Origin of the sequence: Psychrobacter cibarius (assembly GCF_016107535.1) — a bacterium.
Taxonomy (GTDB): Bacteria; Pseudomonadota; Gammaproteobacteria; order Pseudomonadales; family Moraxellaceae; genus Psychrobacter; species Psychrobacter cibarius.
Genome location: NZ_JABASQ010000007.1, coordinates 50,525 through 74,139, shown reverse-complemented (window position 1 = coordinate 74,139; position 23,615 = coordinate 50,525). Strand labels below are relative to the sequence as shown.

The 23,615-nt window shown below is 43.0% G+C and carries 15 protein-coding genes and 1 pseudogene; 5 read left to right on the top strand and 11 right to left on the bottom strand.

Translation table 11 applies throughout. The annotated features are described in order from the left end of the window. Positions 1-2 precede the first annotated feature (2 nt). From JFC08_RS06710 to JFC08_RS13955, 4 genes are all read right to left on the bottom strand, one after another. Positions 3-1,151 (bottom strand): imelysin family protein, encoded by a 1,149-nt coding sequence (locus tag JFC08_RS06710; protein ID WP_198330175.1) that lies wholly within the window; start codon positions 1,149-1,151, stop codon positions 3-5. A 151-nt stretch (positions 1,152-1,302) separates the two neighbouring features. Further along, complete coding sequence (locus tag JFC08_RS06705; protein WP_227697684.1) at positions 1,303-2,982, bottom strand: di-heme oxidoreductase family protein; 1,680 nt, start codon at positions 2,980-2,982, stop codon at positions 1,303-1,305. Positions 2,983-3,276: 294 nt separating this feature from the next. Continuing rightward, positions 3,277-4,737 carry an imelysin family protein gene (locus JFC08_RS06700; RefSeq protein ID WP_198330174.1) on the bottom strand — a complete coding sequence of 487 codons (1,461 nt, stop codon included), beginning with the start codon at positions 4,735-4,737 and terminating at the stop codon, positions 3,277-3,279. A gap of 510 nt (positions 4,738-5,247) precedes the next feature. Further along, positions 5,248-5,901: a YiaD family glycine zipper/OmpA-like lipoprotein gene (locus JFC08_RS13955; RefSeq protein WP_055124860.1), complete on the bottom strand. Its 654-nt coding sequence runs from the start codon at positions 5,899-5,901 to the stop codon at positions 5,248-5,250. Between the two features lie 355 nt (positions 5,902-6,256). On the opposite strand from JFC08_RS13955, the gene JFC08_RS06690 reads away from it, so the two are divergent. The 5 genes from JFC08_RS06690 (at position 6,257) to minE (ending at position 11,155) form a co-directional block, all read left to right on the top strand. After that, complete coding sequence (locus tag JFC08_RS06690) at positions 6,257-7,219, top strand: acyltransferase (RefSeq protein ID WP_198330173.1); 963 nt, start codon at positions 6,257-6,259, stop codon at positions 7,217-7,219. Positions 7,220-7,545: 326 nt separating this feature from the next. Next, complete coding sequence (locus tag JFC08_RS06685) at positions 7,546-8,607, top strand: hypothetical protein (RefSeq protein ID WP_227697688.1); 1,062 nt, start codon at positions 7,546-7,548, stop codon at positions 8,605-8,607. Positions 8,608-8,733: 126 nt separating this feature from the next. Beyond that, the gene (gene minC / locus JFC08_RS06680) at positions 8,734-9,597 is read left to right on the top strand and encodes a septum site-determining protein MinC (protein ID WP_198330172.1); all 864 of its coding nucleotides are present in this window, start codon (positions 8,734-8,736) and stop codon (positions 9,595-9,597) included. A gap of 452 nt (positions 9,598-10,049) precedes the next feature. After that, positions 10,050-10,865 (top strand): septum site-determining protein MinD, encoded by an 816-nt coding sequence (minD, locus tag JFC08_RS06675; RefSeq protein WP_045444058.1) that lies wholly within the window; start codon positions 10,050-10,052, stop codon positions 10,863-10,865. Then, positions 10,865-11,155: a cell division topological specificity factor MinE gene (gene minE, locus JFC08_RS06670; RefSeq protein ID WP_055124765.1), complete on the top strand. Its 291-nt coding sequence runs from the start codon at positions 10,865-10,867 to the stop codon at positions 11,153-11,155. The genes minD and minE overlap by 1 nt, the downstream gene beginning before the upstream one ends. Before the next feature lie 109 nt (positions 11,156-11,264). On the opposite strand, the gene JFC08_RS06665 is transcribed toward minE, so the two are convergent. The 7 genes and pseudogenes from JFC08_RS06665 to JFC08_RS06635 all read right to left on the bottom strand — a co-directional run bounded on the left by JFC08_RS06665 (position 11,265) and on the right by JFC08_RS06635 (position 23,612). Next, positions 11,265-11,792 (bottom strand): cytochrome b, encoded by a 528-nt coding sequence (locus JFC08_RS06665; RefSeq protein WP_198330171.1) that lies wholly within the window; start codon positions 11,790-11,792, stop codon positions 11,265-11,267. 146 nt (positions 11,793-11,938) lie between these two features. Then, complete coding sequence (locus tag JFC08_RS06660; protein WP_198330170.1) at positions 11,939-12,454, bottom strand: hypothetical protein; 516 nt, start codon at positions 12,452-12,454, stop codon at positions 11,939-11,941. Positions 12,455-12,471: 17 nt separating this feature from the next. Continuing rightward, on the bottom strand, positions 12,472-13,476 hold the full coding sequence (locus tag JFC08_RS06655; RefSeq protein WP_198330169.1) for a chemotaxis protein CheB: 1,005 nt from the start codon (positions 13,474-13,476) through the stop codon (positions 12,472-12,474). Further along, positions 13,466-20,374, bottom strand: a complete 6,909-nt coding sequence (locus tag JFC08_RS06650; RefSeq protein WP_198330168.1) for an Hpt domain-containing protein — start codon at positions 20,372-20,374, stop codon at positions 13,466-13,468. The genes JFC08_RS06655 and JFC08_RS06650 overlap by 11 nt, the downstream gene beginning before the upstream one ends. A gap of 30 nt (positions 20,375-20,404) precedes the next feature. After that, positions 20,405-21,379, bottom strand: a complete 975-nt coding sequence (locus tag JFC08_RS06645) for a CheR family methyltransferase (RefSeq protein ID WP_198330167.1) — start codon at positions 21,377-21,379, stop codon at positions 20,405-20,407. A gap of 112 nt (positions 21,380-21,491) precedes the next feature. Beyond that, positions 21,492-22,565: pseudogene (locus tag JFC08_RS06640) on the bottom strand (methyl-accepting chemotaxis protein); the annotation flags it as partial. 516 nt (positions 22,566-23,081) lie between these two features. Continuing rightward, complete coding sequence (locus JFC08_RS06635; RefSeq protein WP_055124771.1) at positions 23,082-23,612, bottom strand: chemotaxis protein CheW; 531 nt, start codon at positions 23,610-23,612, stop codon at positions 23,082-23,084. Positions 23,613-23,615: the final 3 nt, after the last annotated feature.

Below are 23,615 nucleotides of genomic sequence, written 5' to 3'. Positions count from 1 at the left end.
TTTTAATCGCCATCAGTACTGTTAAAGCCCACACGGATACCCAGCGTCGGAATCAATTGGCGCTTAATAAGACGTGTAATAGTCGTGAGGTGATCATACAGCTCTTGTTGAGTGGCTTTATCGGCAGTCCCTAAGTCTTCTGGCATTTGCGCTAATAGTGTAGTGGCATCAGCAAGCGCGGTCGATAAGTTATCCGCGACTTCATTTTCATTATTGCTGCCCAAAATAGCGGTCAAAACGGGATCTGTCAGTGCTTCATTCAATTTCGCCAATTTAGCATTGATAATGGCACGGCTTTGCTCTGCGGTAGCGGCTGGCAAATGACCTTTTGCCTTTCCTGTTAAGCCTAACGGTTGATCGATGGCATTAGACTTCATGGTCTCAACCAACGAGAGTAAAGAATTAAACCATTGATTCAATCCTTGATCGCTGTCAGCCGTTTTATCAATGGCTAATAGATTAGTGGCATTTTGCTGCCAGTTTTTCTCAATATCTTTTAGGCGCGTGCTCAAAGCACTGCTTGCACTCATCACATAAGCACATTGAGCAGCATCCAGACTGTCATTGGCATATAACGCTTCTTCTAATCCTGGCACCCCTTGCACGATGGCACTCTCGTTAGCCAATTGCTCGGCGGTGAGCTTAGGATTAGCAGCAATTAGCTCGGCAACGCCACTGTGTACCAGACCACGCTCATCAGGATAGTAATTGACATATAAATTACTCATGCTGGCGGTCGCTGGACCAAAGTTAATCATCTCAGCGCCTGCCCATGCTTGTGCCAGCACTAGCCATTGATCACGCAGTGCTTGCAGCTCATCACCGCTGACTGGTGCTTGCTGACAATGCTTTTGTGCCAAATCATGCAATAAATCACTCTGTTTTGCGGCATCCGCATAGGCTGGAATGACAATGTCATTTGCCACATGGGTCAAATAGGTCTTTTCGGTCTCGGCACTAATATCGACAGCGGCAATTTTATCTCCACTACTATCTTTTTTTGCTGCGCTGGTAGATGCCGCATTGTCTTGCGCAACTTTTTGGCTATCTACTTCTGGCGCTTTATTGTCATCAGCCGGTTTAACACAGCTGATCAGCAAGCCTGCGCTTAAGGCCGATAAGGCCATCGCTAAAGCATGGTTTATTTTCATAAATTTCTCAATATTATTATCAATAATGGTTTAAATTCTAATCTTTACAAGCTTTAATCTCTAGTGTTTGATTGGGCGGATAACCTCATCAACACTCACTTATTTTCTCAGTTATTACTCATTCATTTAGCATAGATAAATGACCTTATCTCTATAATGACTGTAAGAACGCATTCAATTCAGAACGACCTTGTTTGTCGAGTTTGAGTACTTTTTGCTGTTGCTTTTGGGCTTCACCGCCGTGCCATAGCACCGCTTCCATCAACGTACGGGCGCGACCATCATGCAAAAATGTTGCTTGTGGATCGACCGTTTGCGCCAGACCAATGCCCCATAAAGCAGGCGTACGCCATTCATAAGAATTCGCTAAAAACTCAACTTGGATATTTTTTGCGGGTAATTTTCCAGCAATCGTGCGATCGGCAAGATCATCACCCATGTCATGTAATAGCAAATCCGTATAAGGATAAATCACTTGTCCATGCTGCTCAAGATGGTCATCGTCGGTTTTTGGCAACTGATATCTTGGCGTATGGCAACTTTGGCAACCCATATCATAAAAGCGTTTTTTGCCCGCTAGTACTAGCGTATCGTCAGCATCACGCCGATGCGGTACTGCCAAATTGCGTGTATAAAACTCCACAAACTTAGCCACTTCATCATTGACTTCAACGGGCGGCTTGCCATTGCCTTGCTCATCAGCCCCAGTCGTCGCATTCATACAAGCCGTCTGTGTCGGCATACAGGATTCATGAGGACGTATATTTGAGGTCAAACCCATGTCTTCATTAAAAGCACTTTGGTTTTGAGTAATCAGCTTGGTTTGCCCAGCTTTCCAGCCAAAGCGTCCAAGAGCATGCTTGCCAGTCTGTGGATCCATGACCCAATTGAACTTGCCACTGATATCGCCATTCGTACTGTTTTTATTATCAACCGCTTGTTTTTTAATCGCTTCATCCGGTATTTGCTCAAGTAATCCAAGCCCAATCATCGGTAAAGCCACTCGCGGCGACACCATCAAATCATCATCAAATGCACCATAACCCGGTTTGGTTAAATTAAAGGTGGGCGCACGCAATGTTTCGATATGACCATCCGCAAAAGTAACAGGCTTGTCTGTCCACTGCACCGCAATTCTGGCTTCAGCAGGCACACCTTGGATACCTCGATCTTGTAACTGACCACCATACATAGGATGAACGACTTTTTCGATAAGTGAGTTTTGCAGTTGCTGACGCTGCTCATCGGTGGTCGCTGGCATCGCAAGGCGAATAAGCAAGCTATCGGCATCGTCATCACTGGTCATAGGTGCATGACCGCGACCATCCTTGACATGGCACGACTGACAGGCAGCAACATTGAACAATGCGCCCAGACCATCGCGGCTGTCAGTGCTGGCAGGGGCAATCACCCACGGTTGCCGAAAGAACGCATTACCAATAAAGAAATGCCCTTTTCGTGATGCCGTCAAGTTTGATGAAGGTTTAGAGTAACTCTCAGCGCTGCTAATACTGATTCCTGTATCACCACCTTGCTTGATCTCTTGCGGATCAAAGCTTGCCAATTGCTGCATTGGTACGCCAGCGAGCGTTTCGATGGTTTGGAGGCGTCCAGGTGTTAGCGTTGGGCTGTCAGCATTATTAATGGCAGATTTTTCGTTTTCAGAAATATCATCAGAGACACTGTCCGTCGGCTGACAAGCACTAAGGGATAGAACACATAGAATACCAAGCATTAGCTTTAACAGGGTGGTTTTGCTGACAAAAGACGCATAAAAAGAGGCAGGGGTTTTGGCTTTGAAAATATTTGTGGTGTTCATCGTGGTGTTCATAAAGAGTACCTTAGTTCTAATCTAGAACCATTAAAATCGCATGCTATAAAGTGTTTCACTTCTAGTCGATAAGGTACAGCGATGTACTGACCTATCAGGCTATTTTAATATGGTAAAAAAACACGCTGCCAACGGTAGTCGACAACGTGTGTATTATACCTAAATTATTTTTCCATGAAAATAATTCTCATTAGCTTATAACGACTTGTCAGGCATTATCGCTCAATGCTATGTCGGTCAATACTATGTCAATCACTGCTATGCTTGCTGTTAAGCCAGTAAATTCGTGATCAGTTAAAATTGCGAACCTGCGTCAGCATCTAAATTGTCAATACCGACCGCTTTTGCCGCATTTTCGATACCAGCTGTCAGCTCTTGTAAGCTAGTGATACTATTTTCAATCCAGCTACGACGGGTATTTTGCTCTTCAGCTGAAATACCTTGTTTGCTTACTTGACCAGCGGTGGCAATCATTTGATCAACTTTGATGCCTTCTTTTTCACCTTTTTCAACAATCACATTAAAGGCGGCTTCTACCTTAGCAAAGTCAGTCGCCAATTTATCAGCCGCTTCTTTGTTGTTCGTATCGACTAGATAGTTTTTAACACCATAGCCACCAACGCTCTTACCAGCGACTGTCTTATAGTTGCCGTTAAAGACATTTTGGATACCACGGGCATTGTTGGCATAGCTTAGATGGGTCAAATCACTGAAGCATTCATGCTCATCTTCAGTGGAGCCCGTTACAAACGCAACCTGTATACGCTCAGAAGCAAGCTCACCCAATGCTAAGCTGCCCATTTGATACATGATTTGGCGTAGACCATTATCGTATTTGCGAGCCATCAGGTCGCTACGTAAGGTATTCTCACTCTCAGGCTGCCACTCAGCTTCCATTGCAGTCAAATCATCAACCAATAATTGAGTCGCTGCTTTTAAGAATGCGCCACGACGCTCACATATACCAGCATCTTCATTGACCGTCTCACCACTGGTACATTGACCCGCTTCAGTTACATAGTCAGTCACTGGACGGTTGCCTGCACCTTCGCCAACACCGTTATTATCTTGTCCCCATAGCATAAACTCAATCGCATGGTAGCCGGTCGTCACATTCGCTTCACTGCCACCAATCTCATTCATTTCTGCTAATAGCTCAGGAGTGATAGTACTGGTATCTTGTTTGATACTACCGACCGTAATGCTATCGCTATTGATGATATTGTCTTGGCTATTGTATTCACCTTCATAGCCATCACTAACGTAATCAATCAGCGCCTCATCAAGTGGCCAAGCATTTACCTGCCCTTCCCAACCATCGATACTACCGAGTGCTCGTTTATCATTGGCTGTCACAAAGCCTTCATCAAAACGGAAAATCTCAGTTTGCGAATACGGCTGGCGCGCGGCTTTATACGCCGCTTTTGCCGCATCAAGGTTTGCTTGGGTTGGTGTTGTCACATATGTCTCTACTGCCGTTTGCAGGGCTTTAGCAGTATCTAGCGAATCTTTATAAGCCGCATGCGCCATGTTGGCATAGCTGATCATAAGTCTATCGGTATAAGCTTGATCAACCGCTGATAGTTTCGTCGTATCTGCAGCGGTTGTGTCTTGCACCGCTGTTTGCGTATCGGCGGTAGAGTCTGTGTCTTCCTTGGCTTGCTTGGTACAACCCGACACCATTAACAACCCTGCAAGCGCAGCAGCTAAAGTAGTTGGTAAAATCTTACGGCTCGTTACTGTGGTAATCGTCATACATATCCTCAAAAAGTATCGCAAAAGAAAAATGGGCTTTGAATAAAGAGCATTAGGGCATATCCTCATTTTAAATAATACTGATAAAAATGAGATGAATGACAGTCAAAGGAGAAAAACAGCACCCATAATATCAAGATATTGACCAGAATTTGACACTATTAGACAAAGTTTAGCTATTTTTAGTCCATCTATAAGGCAATCAAATGAACTGAGAACCTACCCTAGTATCGCTACAATAACAAAGCTTTGTAAATTATAGTGTTATTGATAATCATTATCAATATTTAATTGATATTAATATAACCATTTAGCTAACGATTGTTTTATAAATAGAAGTACCAAAAATATTTTAAATTGATTTAAAGCAAACGGAATCCTGATACCTAAAATCATTTTGAATTTGAAATCTAAATATCAGGCATAAAAAAAGGCCAGTTTATCACTGACCTTTTTCAACACTATAGTGACAGCTACACTACTATAGTGACAGCTACACTATTGTATGAATTAACGTACGTTGTTTGGCGCATTGATGGTTAATTCAACACGGCGGTTTTGCTGACGACCATACTCGGTGCTGTTATCCGCAACTGGACGAGACTCACCATAAGCGACGACATTGATACGACTAGAAGCCACACCGCGTGCGCTTAAATAGTTCGCTACTGCGTAAGCACGATCTCGTGACAGTTTCATGTTATAAGCATCAGAACCTTTGCTATCAGTATGACCAGCAACCGTTATCGTGTTTTGATTATATTCATTTAGCGTTGAAGCAAGCTTATCAAGCGTTGGTCTAAATGATGGGTTTAAAGACGCATCATCAAATGAGAAAGTGATGTTGCCTGGCATTACTAGGTCAATATTACCATTCGCATTTGGCGTAACGGTTACACCCGTACCAGCCATTTGCTGCTCAAGCTGCTTGGCTTGACGCTCCATGTAGTAACCAACACCAGCACCCAAAGCTGCGCCAATCGCGGCATCACGACCTGTGTTATCACCACCTGTTGCTTTTGAAATTGCGCCGCCGCCTAAAGCACCTGCCAATGTACCAATAGCAGTTTTGTTCAAGCGTTGTTGTCCAGTGTTTGGATCAGTAGCACAACCGCTAAGAGCTAGACCTGACGCTACTGCTGCAATCATTAATGTATTACGCATAATATTTCCTCTTAAGTTTAAAAAATTATAGACAAACAAAGTGTGCTTTTTATAAATATTTTCTGTTAATTCCATCTAAATGCTTAATATACACTCGTCATTATTATGGCAATTACAATCTAATCATGTGTAATATTTTGTCACACCTGTGTATGAGAAGTGCAGAATGATTTAATGAGACTTTCACAGTGATTGGATACGTTTGTGTTCTCACTTTTAACTATCCATTAGCGCAAGGTGTTATCACAAGTCACGTTTACACTCGTACACTCTGAACCGTTTCTGCTAAAATTGTGCAATAAAACTGGCAATGAATTATTTATATACTAATAAGACTGACCGAAAAGGATTTAGCATGCGATTGACATCTACTATTCGAAAAATACACGAACGCAACCCTAAATTAGGCAAAGCCGTTTCACTTGCGACAGCGACTGGGGTTATTGCAGCCAACAGCTTCGGTGGTAGCATTCCCTTATGGTTAATGGGTGTCGGCAAAGTCATCACCGGTGCTCCTATCGCAGACAAAGCGGTCATCAAAATCGCGACTTATTGGATCAGTAGCAACAGTGCCTTGATCGATGACATGTTGCCACGTAAAGATTGGCGCATCAGCTTACCCGATGACGTTCACATCAATGGCAAATATTTGCTGGTCAGCAATCATCAGTCTTGGGTCGATACCAGTATCGTGCAGTACATTAGTGAAAAACGCTTGCCATTGACACGGTTTTTTACCAAATTTGAACTGATTTATATTCCGATTGTGGGTCAAGCCTTTTACTTTTTAGACTTCCCAATGATGCGTCGGCATTCTAAAGAAGCCGTCGCTAAAAACCCTGCTCTACAAGGCAAAGACATCGAAGAAGCCAAACGCGCCTGTGCCCTGTTAAAAGACAAACCTTTTACTTTGTTAAATTACTTAGAAGGCACGCGTTTCACCAAAGCCAAACATGCAAAGCAACAGTCTCCTTATACTCATTTATTGAAGCCACGGGCAGGCGGCCTATCTTTAGCCATTAACGCGCTAGGCGAAGACATCGATGGCATGCTAGATATGACTATCGTTTATCCTGATGGTGTGCCAAGTTATAGTGATTTGTGGAAAGGCAACATCAAGCGTTTGGGCGTCGATGTGCGTTATATTGAGATGCCTGATGCATTATTTAACGGTATTAAAAATGGTGGTTACGAAAATGATAACGCGGTAAAATCACAAATGTTTGATTGGGTAGAGCAAATTTGGCAGCAAAAAGATCAGCGTATTACCGATATGTTGGCTGAGTTTGAAACAAACCCTAAAGCTCCGAATGCTTAGAGACATCGTTAACAGAGCAACGGCATACAACAGTGAATTACTTTAATTTGTTTTAAAACTACGATTGAGCGCTGTTGTTTTAAACTTGAATGCTAAATGCCGATTCGTAAATGCTGACTGTAAATCCCAACTCGTAAATGATAATGCGTAATTATAATGAAAGATGGGTTGTTTTTTGGCTCTATTCATTGATAATGTGAATAGTCATGAGCCCATGACTTTTTGACCGTTAGTGACTTGATAGCCCTGTACTATTTGAGCCGCTTATTTTTCGTGCTATTTATCATTTATAAGGTTTGACTGTGCCCGCTTCCTCTTCTACTAGCCTGCCTCTAGACTCAGTGCCTGTATCCAATCAGCCGCCTGATAATACGCTGCCACCGCCAAACCGACCAACGCCAAATCGCTTAAAACTCACTTACGATATCCTGATGATTATTGCCATCAGTATCGATCTATTATTGATTAGTATTGATGCTATCTTGATGAGTAGCTTTAGTAGCAATGCCGCAGGATGGCTCAGTATTAGCGATGCTCTCAATTGGTATCAAAATACCTTACATGAGCCTTTACGTACCGCTGGTGGATTTTTTACCCTATTTTTGATCTTTGAGCTACTGCTACGTTGGGCGATTGCGATTAAACAAAACGTCTACTATCGCTGGTTCTTTTTTCCTTTTGTCCATTGGTATGAGGTATTGGGGTGCTTTCCGCAGCTGCGTGCATTACGTTTATTCCGAGCAGTCATCATTGGGCGACGCTTATACCAACTTGGTTACCAAGTGCTGCCGCAGCCATGGATCAATCGGATTAGGTTCTATATCGACTTATTATTAGAAGAGCTGTCAGACCGCGTCATATTGACGACTATTCAAAACTTTCGGCAGCAACTGACCGATCCTAAAACGCATAAATCTTTTATTGAATCAACGATAACTCGTAATCGTAACGAGATTGAGGCAGCGGTGCTGTCGATACTGCGCACAGAGCTAGCACCAAAACTACAGGAGTTGACGGCATCATCAGGTGGCGGCAGTATATTAGCCAGCGAGATGGGCAATGCTATTGAAGAGGGTTTGGCCAATACGCCTGAGCTGCGTCGCTACCTACGCATGATACCGATTGCCGGTAGCTTGATTGAATCACAGTTGCAACACATCGGTCACAATATAGGTGAAAACGTCGTTTACGCACTCAATAAACGCCTTCTAGACCCTGAACGCCTCGATTCATTGATGGTAGCAATTGCCAATGGCATTGCCAGTATCGATACGGATAATACTGCGTTAGATACCTTGATTTCGAGTATCATTGATGACAGTTTGACAGAATTTGAAGCGCAGGTAAAAGTGCAGCAGTGGAAGCATCAAGAGATGCTTCATCTATAATCCATACTGCTAATAGCACGCCCTACCTAAAAAACATTAGGCTTGGCAAGCAAATGAATGGTATGACTCGATAATAAAAACAACACCGTGAATACAGTGACAGAATTATCTCTTGAGGATTTATATATGACAGTTTCAGACAACGACAGCCAAGGCTCGAGCGCCGCGCCAGCATTACCAGCATTGGCATTTTATGGCAAGATGCTGACTTTTTCACGTTTGCAATTTAGCACAGATGATTTAGGTGCGATAGACGCCCAGCTTGCCGCAACGCTTAGTAATAAGTCTAGCAACATCCCCATCCTCATTGATAGCGAGGTCGAACAAGATCTATCAGCATTGGTAGAGCTTTTATGGTCGTGGGGCTTACAGCCTATCGGCGTCGTGACCGGCACGCTAGATGCGCAAGCCCGTGAGCAGCGATTGGCTATCTTCCCTGCTGATGGCAAACGTATTGAGCGTATATTACCCAGCAAGAAAGCTGCAGCTCAAGTAAGCAAAGCTCCCGATGATAAGCATACAGAATCAGCCAGCATCAATTCAACCAGTAACAATTCAGACAGCACCAATGATACTGCAGCCATCAGCGAGTCAAACACAGAAACAACGATAGCAACCACCACAGCAGAGACATTGGTGAGCGCTGAGCATATTACCAGCCTAATTTACGATCAAATGCTACGTTCAGGACAAAGCCTGAATCACGTGGGCGGTGATTTGATTTTGACCAATAGTGTCAATAGCGGGGCGGAAGCGATTACCGATAACAGCTTGCACGTTTACGGTCGTGCCCAAGGACGCTTGGTTGCTGGCGCTACCGGTGACAAAGATGCTCGTATTTTTTGTCAAGTTTTTAACCCTTCTTTGGTGTCAGTGGCGGGAACTTATTGCTTACGAGACAACTTACCTGAGCACGTGATTGACAAATCTGTACAAGTAAGATTTGTAGAAGGTGAAGGCTTAGTATTTACAGTAATGGATGACGCTTAAATTCTTTTGCCGTTAAGAACGATAAATTCATTCATGATTTTTATAAATGTAAACAGGCTAAGCCGATTTTCATCATACATGACGCTTATTAAAAAACGTTTATTAGAAAATCTCAACAGTAGACGTTTAGACAGCACATTTAATATTATAGTAAGTTTATTTAACAAAACTGTTCTATGATGAATCGCTAGCTCTGCCACTATCTACACTACTCGTCAGCGTCTATTTTATTATTCACAATAGGCAATATTGACCAGCAAATTCTAGGTAGCACCGCTTTGTGATCCATATATAAGCTGTTTTTCTGCTTTACTATGGACGTGCTATAAATTTTTGTTTATTTATGCTAGGCTACCTTCGCAGGTAGTGTATATATAGCATGTGAATAATGTGCAATTGCGCTATTTTTTTTATATAAAAGATATCCCATTGATTCATAGGAGTGTGCCATTGTGGCGAAGATAGTTGTAATCACTTCAGGTAAAGGCGGTGTGGGCAAAACCACGACAAGTGCCTCTTTTGCCGCAGGTTTAGCATTGCGTGGCTATAAGACAGTCGTTATCGATTTTGATGTGGGTCTACGTAATCTAGACTTAATCATGGGTTGTGAAAACCGAATTGTTTATGATTTTGTTGATGTCATCACCGGTAGCGCACGCTTGTCGCAAGCACTGGTCAAAGACAAACAGCTTGAAAACTTGTATATCCTACCCGCCAGTCAAACGCGTGATAAAGACGCCCTGACAGACGAAGGGGTGGCAGAGGTTATGTCTGAGCTGTCTAAACAGTTCGACTATATTATCTGTGATTCACCAGCTGGTATTGAGCGCGGTGCACAACTCGCCATGTATCATGCTGATGAAGCGATCATCGTCACCAACCCTGAGATTTCCTCAGTGCGTGACTCAGACCGTATTATCGGTATCTTGCAAAGCCAGACCAAAAAGGTTGAAGAAAACCAAGGCTCTGTACGTGAGCATTTGATTATTACTCGTTATAATGCCGAGCGCGCAGCAGCCAACGAGATGATGGACATTGATACCATTTCAAATGATATCCTAAAAGTTCCGTTACTTGGGGTTGTTCCTGAAAGTCACTCAGTGCTTGAAGCATCTAACCATGGTGAGCCTGTCATTCATTATACCGATTCAGTTGCTGGTCAATGTTATGATGACATCGTCGCCCGCTTCTTAGGTGAAGAACGCCCACTACGTCATATTGACGTGAAGAAAAAGAGTCTATTACAGCGCTGGTTTGGAGGTCAATGATGACGAAGAAAAAAGGATTTTGGAGTAGCCTATTTGGTACTGACGACAGTGGTAGCGCAGGTAGCGCTAATATGGCTACTGAGCGTCTTAAGGTTATCGTTGCGAGCGAAAATCGCTTAAACAACCGCTTAACAGCTGATCGTATCGAAAAAATGAAACGTGAGATTTTAGAAGTGGTCAACAAATATGTTAATGGCGTACAGATTGATGATGTGAATATCAATCATCGTTCTGAGGACAGCCTAGACGTATTAGAGATGAATATCAGTCTACCTGAACACAAAAAATAAGCGCTGTCTTAGAAAAACAAAAAAGCCCTAAGTATCATAACTTAGGGCTTTTTTATATGGCATGAAATAGTAGGTTTACCTATAGCAGCCTACGATTATTTTGATACCATTATTTTATACGCGCTATCAAATTGTCTTTTTTGACAAACTGATGATATAGAGCAGCACCGATATGAATAAGTGTAAAGGCAATAATGGTCGGCCAAATAATATCAGTATGCAGGTCATTATAAAAGCGTGCCAACCCTCTATCTGGTGTGACAAATACAGGGATTTGAAACAAGCCAAAAATATCGACGGGGCGTCCACCATAAACGGACATCAGCAAACCAGCTATTGGCATTGCAATTAATAAGGCATATAAGCCAAAATGCGACAGTTTAGAGGCTAATAACTGCCACTTTGGCATCGGTACAGGTGGCGGCGCCTTAATAAATACACGATTAAGCACCCGTGCTATCATCCAACATAACAAACTAATACCAAACGCTTTATGCAACCCAATATAAAGATTGTTATCCAGATTATCGTACAACAAAATCATTATCCACGTAACCAACAGTAAAACTGCACTGATCCAGTGAAATATCCGGCTGCTGACTGGCCACTTTGACACATTTGAATTGATACTATTCATGAGCTGTCCTATTACCCTCATCACTAATTATCTATCATCAATGTTATAGACAAAACAACCACTCATTCAACGATTAGCAATCATCAAAGTAATTGGGTAACCCTATTTCTCTGATAGTGAAAAATAACCCTGATATAAGCGAGAAGCTAACTGTCTAAATCGACCAATTGATGCGCAATTTTGTCTAAGTCGGGCACCAAATAAGCCTTATCATCAATCATAACCGTTTGGAAAAGATAGGATAGCATAACGTTTTCATCAAAAGGTAGGGCTGTTTTGTCGCTGTCTATATTATCGGCATGCTTAGGGCTGTTAAATTGCTCAGGAACGTCAATATCTTTAACCTCAGAAATACGCACTTGTCGGTGGTGCAGCTCGCCTGCCGTTTGTAAAGCTAAGCGATGATCGGTAGTATTGCCCTCTAATACAATCATGGTATCTGGCATTTGATCCTGTGGTAGCAGGTGACATATCATTACCTTTTGCTGCTGCCATTCATAGGTTGCCGTGCGCTCATTATAATCATCTACACTCAAAATCAGGCTGCTTGGAATAAGCCAATCAGGTTGGTCAAATGCTGGCACAATAGTGACATCAAGCATACCGTTATTTGTGATCAGTAAACTCACTGCCTCAAACGAATGTTTCAAAATTTGTTTCATACATCGCTCACAATCAGTTAATGCAAAGGGGCTACTACTAATCTTTCATCAATATAGTCTGTTAGTTTTTGTGCTAAATCGGCTGGACTGCCAATAAAACCACAATACCCTGAATCAATAATCGCCTGAGGTTGACTTGGGCAAGCGCTTAAGCTGGGATCTTGTACCCACAATTGACTGTTATTTTCTTGAATGAGATCCAGATACTGCGAACCATCATTACCCATGCCGGAAAATATAATATTGATAAGCTCGCTACCATAAACGTCGCTGGTGTTTTTAAGAATCTGACCAATCGCGGGCTTATACTCACCCTCCCAAGCTTGCTCTAGTAATATAACTCGACCAGTAGAGTCACAAACAATCTGCTTATCAATAGGAGCTATAAGACACTGGCCTGCTCTTAAACGCTGCGAAGAAGTAATCACCTGACAATGCCAGTCATTATGGCGATTCAGGATGCGTGGCAGTGTGCCAATCATCGTTTTATTAAAATGGTGCGCCAGCAAAATACACACTGGTAGCGTCGCCGACAAGTTATCCAAAAATTCTTTTATAGCACTCGGCCCACCCATAGAAGCACCCAAAAATACTACGTAGCGCCAGTCTGCATCAGCATTATCAGGTTTGTGCACGGGTGCATCCATTAAAACGGGTAATGCCAGCATATGTGCCAGCTTACGCTTTAATTTGCGCTGCCATTTGGCATATTGCGGCGCTTCATTTAGGTAAGGTGCTTGACTAAAACCCACCAACACCGCAGCAGGTTTAGATGCCGTAGTCGCGGATACCACACTGTCGTCGTAATCACTATCTATTAGCCAGATGTCAACCGAGGTATCAGAGCGCCCCTGTTTTTCTTGCAGTTGCGCCCGTGACATACAGCCAACAAGGCTAAAACCACAACTGCGTACAGTATCTGAAAAGGCCATACGCTGATGATGGTCTTCTGCCACTACCATCACCTTAATATCATCCTTGTTTTTTCCTCTTAGCGCCAAGACACGTGCATTATCCTTCATAAGTTAAGCTGACCTTTTGACCCAGTATGTGCTGGATTTTATTAAGTAGCTCTTGTTCTTGGAATGGCTTACCCATGTAATCATTCACACCAATTTCCAGTGCACGCTCACGATGCTTTTCACCTGTACGTGATGTGATCATGATGATTGGGATATGTTGTAAGCGCTTGCTGTGTCTCACTTGAGTAGCCACCTCGAAACCATCCATACGTGGCATCTCAATGTCGAGCAATATCATGTCTGGTATCATGTCTTGTAATATCTCAATCGCATCGATACCATCTTTTGCCACCGCCACAGTAAACCCTTGGCGCTCTAAGAAACGTGACGTCACTTTACGTACGGTAACAGAGTCATCCACCACTAAAATAGTAGACTTAAACTCTAAACGACTACGTTTAGAATCAGCAGATTGTGAGATATTTTTGACCAACTGCGCATTACGCATCAAAGCAATCAGGTCTAAGATAAGCATTACTGAACCATCGCCCATGATAGTCGCTGCTGAAATACCTGGTAGATTCGATAACTGTTGTCCTAGAGGTTTGACCACGACTTCGATACGTGACCCTGCAATCTGATCAACCTGCAATGCAATATTCTGTCCGCTACGGTTCTTAATGATAATAAGTGGCAAACTGGTATTGGTATTAACGACCAGCTCATTCAGTTCATTGCCTGACAAAATCTCATTTAAATAACGCACTCGATAATCAACATTTTCAAAGTTCAACGTTGCATCGCCTGACTGGTAATAGTCATAAAGCTTCTCTGGATTAATCCGGACCACACGCTCAATCTGTACCAAAGGTATCGCATAATAGCGATCCGCGGCACGCACAACCAATGCATCAGATACCGCAACCGTCAGTGGTAAACGCATCGTAAAGCGTGAGCCTTTGCCCAGCTCTGAGACAACCGATACAGCACCACCTAATTGACGAATCTCGCTGATGACCACGTCCATGCCCACGCCACGTCCAGAAATCTGCGTTACTTGCTTACTGGTACTCAATCCAGCATGGAAAATATACTGCATGATATCAAGATCTGTTAGGCTGTTATCATTTGCATCAATCAAGCCTTGAGAAATGGCTTTATTACGAACGGCTTCTACATCGATGCCGCGACCGTCATCTATTAACTGAATGACAATCTCACTACCTTCTCGATTTACTTCAAGAGTAATGCGACCACTACGCTCTTTACCTGCTTTTAAACGCGTTGAGGTATTTTCGATACCATGATCGACGGCGTTACGGAGCATATGTTCAAGCGGTGAAGTGATGCGCTCTAGAATGGTTCTATCCATCTCATCATCGGCATTGATGATCGTTAATTCAACAGATTTATTCAGCTCATTGGCAGTTTGTCGTACGATACGCTCAAGACGTGGCGTTAAGCGCGTAAACGGCACCATACGTGAATTCATAAGCCCATCTTGCAACTCGGTCTGTGTACGAGACAGCTGTAATAAAAGGCTTTCACTGTCTCGTGTTTTTTCTAATAAAGTATGATTAATATCAATCAAATCTGAGGCTGACTCTGTCAAAGATTTGGATAACTGATTTAAAGAAGAATATTGATCCATCTCTAGAGGGTCAAACCCTTCATGATTAATCAGCTCATCGTCTATCTGCGACAAGATCTGCGCCTCAAGCTCGATTTCCATTCGACGTAACTGATCAGCCAAGCGCTGTACCGTAATACCCATATCTTCGATACTATTGGTCAAGCTACTCATGCCCATATCGATACGAGCACGGTTGATGGCTGACTCACCAGACAGGTTAATCATATGCTCGATCAAACCACCTGAGATACGAATCATCTCATTATTATTGGCACTCTGATCTTCCTCACCCGTACTGCTGAGCATAGAGGGCATCTCGCTAATATCTTTTGCCAGATACTGTGAGTCTTGCTGTTCTCTAGCAATAAAGAGCGCTTCATGCTGCGATTGTAGGGATTCTTTAGGAATTTGCTTTAAGCTGTCAGGATTTTTACTAAATTGCTGCAATGCCTCAATCAATAGCGCAGGCGTCGGTGGATTGACATGTTGTCTAAGGATAGATATTGCATCAGCAAGCCAGTCATGACTGGCAACCAGCAACTCCAATACTTTTTTGGTAGCAGGACGACGATTATCTACAAAATCTGTATAAACCGATTCCATTTCATGTGCCAGATCAGCGATACCAGCTGCGGTGACCATTCGTGCGCCACCTTTGATGGTATGCAAATCACGCTGCAATGCCTGTAATGCTGTCGTATTATTGGTATCTGTTAAGAACAGTTGCAGATACTTATTACGATTGGTAAGCTCTTCAGCTTCTTCTAAAAACACCGACAATATATCAGGATCTGGCAAACCATTCGCCCATGACTGTTTAATCATCATGTCTAGGCTCAAGGTATCAGATACGTCAGCGCTGAGGTGAGCGTTGTTAGCCACCCTATTTTGTGCTTCAGGTTCGAAGTGGGTTTTCGGTATAGGTATGATTAGCTCTACCGTTTCTGGCAAGGCTTGGGCTTTTACAAACTGTTGTAACTGCTCTATCAGCGCTGAAGCAAAAAATGATTTTTTATGATTTACGATATGCAGTACTTGCAACGACATTGTGTCTTGCACTATTTGCATTATTTCAAGCCATTGTGGTGTCGGTATTCTTCTATTCTCTACAAATGCTTCATAGACACTTTCAGCTTCATGGGTCAGATCACCAATACTACGAATACCTGCCATTCGCGCACCACCTTTGATAGTGTGCAGATGGCGCTGTAAAACTTTTAGCGCATTTATATTGCTGATATCAGCACGCCACTTATTAAAACTCTCATCCAGCGCGGCATCGAGCTCTTGAGCTTCTTCTAAAAATATCTCTAATAGCTCAGCATCAGTATCAATAGATTCAAGCTGTAGCTCAGGTGCTGCAACGGCTCTCACGACAAAGATACCCTCATCACCATTGCTATCATCGTCTTGGTAAATACGTTGTAGATCTTCAATAACTTGTTGGTCAATCTTCAATGACGTGCTACCAGCCAATGCGTCGAACAAACCAACCAATTGAGCATGACCAGCGTGTAAAACCGCTTGGGTATCGATATTTCTTGCTGTATCAATATTATCTTTCAAATAGGCATAAGCGTGACCCAACTCATTAAGAATAAAAGTGAATTTTGGAAACGCTTCTGCTTTATTGGCTAAGTAAGCTATTTGCGATATTTGCTGCGATATATAGCCCTGAACATGTGCTGTCTCAGAATGATTAAGTGCGTCATCTAACTCCCACTCAGCATCCAATAGTTCATCAATATTATTATCTAACAACTGCTCTATCGTTGGTTTGTTATCAGCCGTGACCTTATCATCGCTAATGACGTATTGATCACCAAGCATAGCTTGCAATGAGGCTATATCTTGCTGACTTTGTGCATCTTCGATCGATATATTTTGTGGCTGAACGTTTTGCTTATAGTTGTTTAAATAACCGTCCATTAGCGTAGCAGACTTCGCCAATGCTTCTAGATGTTGAGCATTCATGGCAGTATCTTGCTGCTGCAGTAGCTCTAAGCTATGCTCTATCGTTGCGCTAACCTCGCTGATCGCTGCTAAAGCACTAGAACCTGAAGCCCCTCGCAAGGTATGAAATGCGCGGACAATCTCATCCGTCACTTCAATATAAGACTGATCTTGATGCTCATCAACGAATTGGTCAATATCTTGCAACAGTCCTTCTGCTTCGTCGATAAAAATCTCACAAAACATTTTTTCTTCTTCGCTTTGCGGTGCTAAATAAATAGGCGCTTCTGCTATCATTTCATTGACAGAATTAATCGTCTGCAGCGTGGTATCTATCTCTGTATTAAGATTATCTTGGGTCGGGCTATGCTCATCAATAGCAGGCGATGGTACTGACGCTTGGATGGTCTCATCCTCAGAACTATTTGATGCTTGCTCATACAAAGCAGAATAGCTAAATTCGTCCTCTTGCTTTTTGCTATAAGCATTGGCGCATGCGATCCATAAAGGCACCATCGCTGGATAATTTTGGCTGTCATTTTCAAATACTGTTAGCATCGCAGGATAGGCAGCTAGCACATCAGCAATAAGCTGACGCATATCTGCTGAGACAGTCACACTATGATCCAAAATGCGATTAAGCATATTTTCTATAGCCCAAGCCAGCTCAGCCGTATAATTTGCACCGACCATACGACCGGAACCTTTTAAGGTATGGAACCCTCGACGAATATCCACCAATCCGCTTAAGTCGGCTGGCAATAATCGCCAATCTTCATATAAAGGTACAATCTCAGCCAATACTTCATCAGCTTCTTCTAAGAATATCTCTTTAATATCAGGATCGGCATCATGAGCATCTGCCGATAGCTGCTCGGTTTCTTGCATAAAAGGTTTGAGTATCGCTGGAATATCAATAGCAGATAAGGAAGCAACAGCAGTGCTCTTTGTACTATCAGTAGTTGTCTCGTTTGATTCATTGCTCATGTCGAGAGCAGTTAGCAATTCAGCATCATCATCGAATGGAGGCGATAGTTCTAATGCTGAGTCTGAATCAGCAGTGACAGCATCTAATATAGTCAGCCCAGCATTGATAGGTTGCTGTGTCATGAGGTTATGGCTTTGTAGAATAGTAATAGCAGGATCAAAGCTTGGAGATTGTTGCGCTTCAAAATCTATCACTAATGCTGGTAGCCGTTTTGCCGTATCCATCACCAGATTTACGACGTCATCTGTAACAGGCAGCGTTTTATCTAACAGACGATTGAGCAGATTTTCGATCGACCATGCCATCTCGCTGATGCTAAAAGCCCCAACCATACGTCCTGAGCCTTTTAAGGTATGGAACCCTCTACGCACCTCAGTGAGTGGGGTTAAATCCTTTGAATCTTGCTGCCAAATAGGTAAAAAGTCTTCTAAATCAGCAATGACTTCCGTCACCTCTTCGATAAAGATGTCACGAATCTCTGCGTCCATCTCAAAATTATCAGGCTTAACTTGCTCACGAGCACGCGTTAATGCGTCACTCTCCGTACTATCACCATCAGCCGTATCTTGCCCTACCACACGCTCATGATCTACATCAGTCAAAGCTTGGTTAGCAACATCATTTTGACTATTAGCAGGAGCAATCTCGCCACTATCATCGTAACGCAATACGTTGGTCGCTACAGATTTTTGGGTAAGGAAAGTGTCTTTAATGGTCTCTGGCGATGCAATATAATGAGTAAGAAGTTGGGCGGCAGTCGCAGTATACTCATTTGCCCGCATTAATAGCTGCGGGTCAAAAACCTGCTGCGCAAGGTAGTCAAGCAACAATTCAATAGACGTTAGTCCTTCAGCCAATGCCTGAGTCACATCCCAACTGAGTACGTCAATCTCATGAATGGTCAATTGTGTAAATATACTTGCCATATCATTCATGGTTTGACGAATTGATGGCAATCCCATGTCGGCAAAAGCATCGCCAATATCGGTAAAATCAGCAGCAATGGGCAGTAAGTCAGTGTCTTGACGCTGTACATATTCATGAAAGCTTTGTTTGACATCTTCTACCGCGATGCGCAGCTCACGTAAACTTCCACCAACAGAAGCCGTCACAGGACTTGCTTCCGACTGCGTTTCAATAGCTTCAAACGTTGCAGACAATGTCGTAAAAGAAGCGGCATCCCCTATCTTGAGAGATATCGTCTGTTCGGTATGATAGATAGCGTTATATAGCTCTTGAAGCTGACGCTCAATCTGCCATTGTTCTTGCGCAAATCCTGTTTCTGATGATAGAGCCTGCTCTATGTCTGTAACAATTTCATGTATTTGCGACACGTAATAAGTCCAACCTCGACCTTCGAGTTGACTTTGTATTTTCTGTAAAGGAATGAGAAGCGTGTCTGGCTTATCCAAAGTAAAGATAAGTGTCTCAAGCTCACTGAGTATACGTGGTAAAAAACGTGATCCCGTTGACGACGTTTGCGACAAATCATTTAGAAGTGACTGAGTGCGCTTGCTACTTTGAGCAAGGCTATTTAGTTCAATATACACCCTTATGATTAAGCTTCGAATAACGCTTGATGATAACTCAGCTTGCTGAGTGCGAGACTCTATTACTTGATCCAGCTGACTTAGCAATGACGCATAATGCTCAGGTAATGGGGTGTCATTATGAGCAAGGTCATTTAGCCACAGTTCCGTTAAGTACCAAAGGCGTTGTAAGTCATCATGTTGAGTGGTCTGCCATAAGTATTGGCTGACTCTTTCTAGTGTAGTCAATAAGGACGGTTGATTGGTATTGGCACTCAATAACGCTTGTACTTGCTGTCGCCAAACCAGTAATAATTGTTGATAGTGATAATCAGCTAAATGCGTCGCCGTTCTATTCGCCGGCATCATCACTTCGATGCTATTGATACCATCGATAATATGATCATCGATAGCATGATTATTTAGATTCTTATGCTGAGTATTCGCCAAGCTGACCGAGATATCTGGCGCTACCCCCAGTTTCGATAGTGCTTGAGTAAGCTCCTCAGCAGCATTATCAATTAAAACGGTGTTGTGATTACCCATACCTGCGTATTGATTCAACTCACGCTGTAGTAAGCGATGAGAAAACTGACCAATGCGGCGGTCGTTAGCAGAAATACGCTCGCGACTGCTCACATCTGCCAGCAAGCTCAGTTTATTGGCAAGATCTGCTAACAAATTAAGGCGAATCATCGTTAGCGCGCCGCCAACCTGATGATAATGTTGCACCATCTGCTCATAATCAGCGCTATCAGCGTCTAACTGCCAGCCATCAGATATCTGTGATAATTGCTGATTAAACAGTGGTAATAACCACTCAAGCGTCACTATGTCATTGGGCTGGTTTTTCATAGGGTTATCCTAACTTGTCTAGGCACTAATCTAGGCATTAATTTTTTGCCACACATTAACCTGTGGGTGCGCAATACGGCGCATATTTGAAGGACGCCAAAACAACGCCTCACCTGGAGCCAATATAATATATCCACCTAACGCACACTGCTCTGATAGCCTTGCCAAAATATCACGCTGATCAAACTTGCGAAAATATAGCAGCATATTTTGACAGATAATGACATGCTGAAGGTGCGAAGTAGGTGGTTTTTGCTCAATAATATTGTGTAAAGCGAAGCTAACATAGCGTCGTAACATTGGCGCAATCTGCCAGTCGGTCTGAGTGCCAGTCATCGCCTTTTTTGCGGTAGATACCTTATAAAAGTGCGATTGGCTGATATCACACTTAGCTCGCAATGGCTGAACGAACTGCTGGCACAGGTCTGGAATTAACGACTGCTGCCGCTTATCATACTGCCCTAGTCGTGCTTTTGTAATGGCTTGTTGGCTGACATCTGTACCCAATATCGTATAATTAATCAATTGTTCAGAAGCCAAGCTCATCGCCAATGACCATGTTTCTTGTCCACTGGCACAACCAACACTCCAAATGCGAAATAAATCATTAGCATCATTGTTGTGACCACGATCAGTACTAGTGGCAGTAAGCTGCTGGCGCTGATGCTGTAATGCACACTTTGTGACAAAATCGATAGAAGGCATATGGCGAAAAAAACGACTTTCGTGAATCAGTACTTTATCCAATAACTGTTGGCGTATTTCATCATTATTTGGTAGTTGACACCACAGCTTTTCAACTGTCAATCCATGTGATAATGCCGTGTGTTCAATCGCATTTATCAACCATTGCAGCTGGACATTGGGTAGAACAAAACCTATCTCTTGTTCTATATATCGCTGCCACTGCTGCACATCAAAACTGTCTGCCTGCAGCAAACCCTTAATCAACGAGGGTTTGGCTGCTTTGATAGAATTGCTGTCTGGTTGAGTAAAATTATTCACGTCACCTGCTATAGTCACTGCTGCAAATCATCGTATCTGCACAGCATATTATTAACACATTAATTTAAAGACGGTCAGTGGTCTAACACCTACTTGACGTTAACACTTGTCATTACACACTTGCTGATAACGCTTCTTCGGTGTCCAACATCTCGTTTTCTAGTAGCTCATCATCGTTCGACACTTTAAAACCAGTGACTGACTCTTGCAATGCTGCAGCCATTTCGCTCAGCTCACCAATAGAGCGCGCGGTTGCCATTGTGCCAGAAGAGGTCTGTGAGGTAATATCTTGAATAATATTCATCGTATGAGAGATGTGACCAGCAGATTCTGCCTGCTGCAAAGCAGCGTTTGAGATGTTTTGAATCAAGTCAGCCAAGGTATTAGAAACGCTCTGCACTTCTTCTAGCGCTTCACCAGCATCTTTTGCCAAACGTGCACCGCGCACAACTTCAGAGGTCGTCGATTCCATTGACATAACTGCTTCGTTGGTATCTGCCTGAATGGTTTTTACCAAGGTTTCAATCTGTTTGGTAGCGTTAGCTGAACGCTCAGCAAGACGTTGGACTTCATCAGCAACGACCGCAAAGCCTCGACCAGCTTCACCTGCCATCGATGCCTGAATAGCAGCATTCAATGCCAAAACGTTGGTCTGGTCAGCAATATCATTAATCAAACCAACGATATCACCAATTTCTTGCGAAGACTCACCAAGACGCTTAATACGTTTTGAGGTCTCTTGAATCTGATCACGAATCACGTTCATACCTTCAATAGAGCGCTGTACAACTTCCGCTCCATTATGAGAGATGGCTACTGAGCGCTGAGCAACAGTCGCTGATTCTGAAGCGTTGTTCGAAACTTGGTCAATCGATACTGTCATCTCATTAATAGCCGCTGATACACCAGCAATTTCTTGTGCTTGGTGCTCAGATGCTTCAGCAAGTTCGACTGCATTCATCTGTGTTTGGTCTGAAGACTGCGAAACGCGGTCAGCCGTGTTGTTAATAACCAAAACCAATTGACGTAATTGGTCAATCGCAAAGTTCACTGAGTCAGCAATTGCCCCAGTAAAATCTTCTGATACGGTGGCATTAACCGTCAAATCGCCTTCTGCTAAATCACCCAATTCATCAAGTAGACGTAGAATAGCAATCTGGTTACGTTCATTTTCTTCTTGAATTTGACGCGCTCGCTCAGATTCCGCTTCTGCTTCCTGACGACGACGCAAGGTTTCTTTTTCAATGAGTAGACGCTCTGATCCCCCACGCTGCTTCAGTAACTGATACAGAGCAAAGAGGATACCTAATACTCCTACGACAAATATAATCGCTGGTAAAGTAACGGATTGATTAAAATCAGCCAAGTACTGACTTACTGACGATAACGAATTGACCAGCCAAATCAGGCAGGCCACACTTATTAGCACAAAAAACCCTAACAATAACTTCCACTTGCTATTAGCGTCCTTGCCATCTGTTGTATTGTTCGTACCAGCTACAGGTTTCTTTATAACATCACTCATCGTACGTATTCCTTTCAAACAATCATCAAAGTCTCATCGTGACTGACTTTGACAATCTTATTGTTATAAAAACAACAGTGATTAGCAAAGCCTGTATGAATACTGACACCCAACCGTATCATGTCATTCGCTATTATTTCGTCATCGTTATAGCAGCCAGATAGCTGTTATCGACTGCTATATTGCAGCATCGGTATACTGCAGGTCTTGTGCGAGCAGGCTTGGCATAAAAACATACCAATCTTGCTCATTTTTAAAGAACTTACCGTGATTATAAGGAGCAAAGGGCGAATTAGGCTCTATAGCTTCTGCACGGTATTGATCATGCGTAAATTGTTCAATCCCAATAACTTGATCCACTAACAGTCCTGAAAAGAGATTGTCATGTTCAATGACAATGACTTTTCGTTGGCTCATTTGCGTTAAACGACTAGGAACCTGTAGAAACTGAGACAAATCGGTGATTGGCAATAGGCGTCCGCGAATATTGGCGATGCCTAGCATCCAAGGCTTCACTAGAGGCAAGCTGGTATACTCTGGCATGGCCAATACTTCTGATACTTGACCCATCGGTGCAACTAACCGCTGTCCGCCAATCTCGAATACCACACCTTGCCAGTCATACTCTTGTCCACCGCGGCGACCACTTTTGCGCGCGCGTGCCAAGTCTGCTAAACGCAGAAGCTCAATAAACCCTCTGGAAGCCACAAT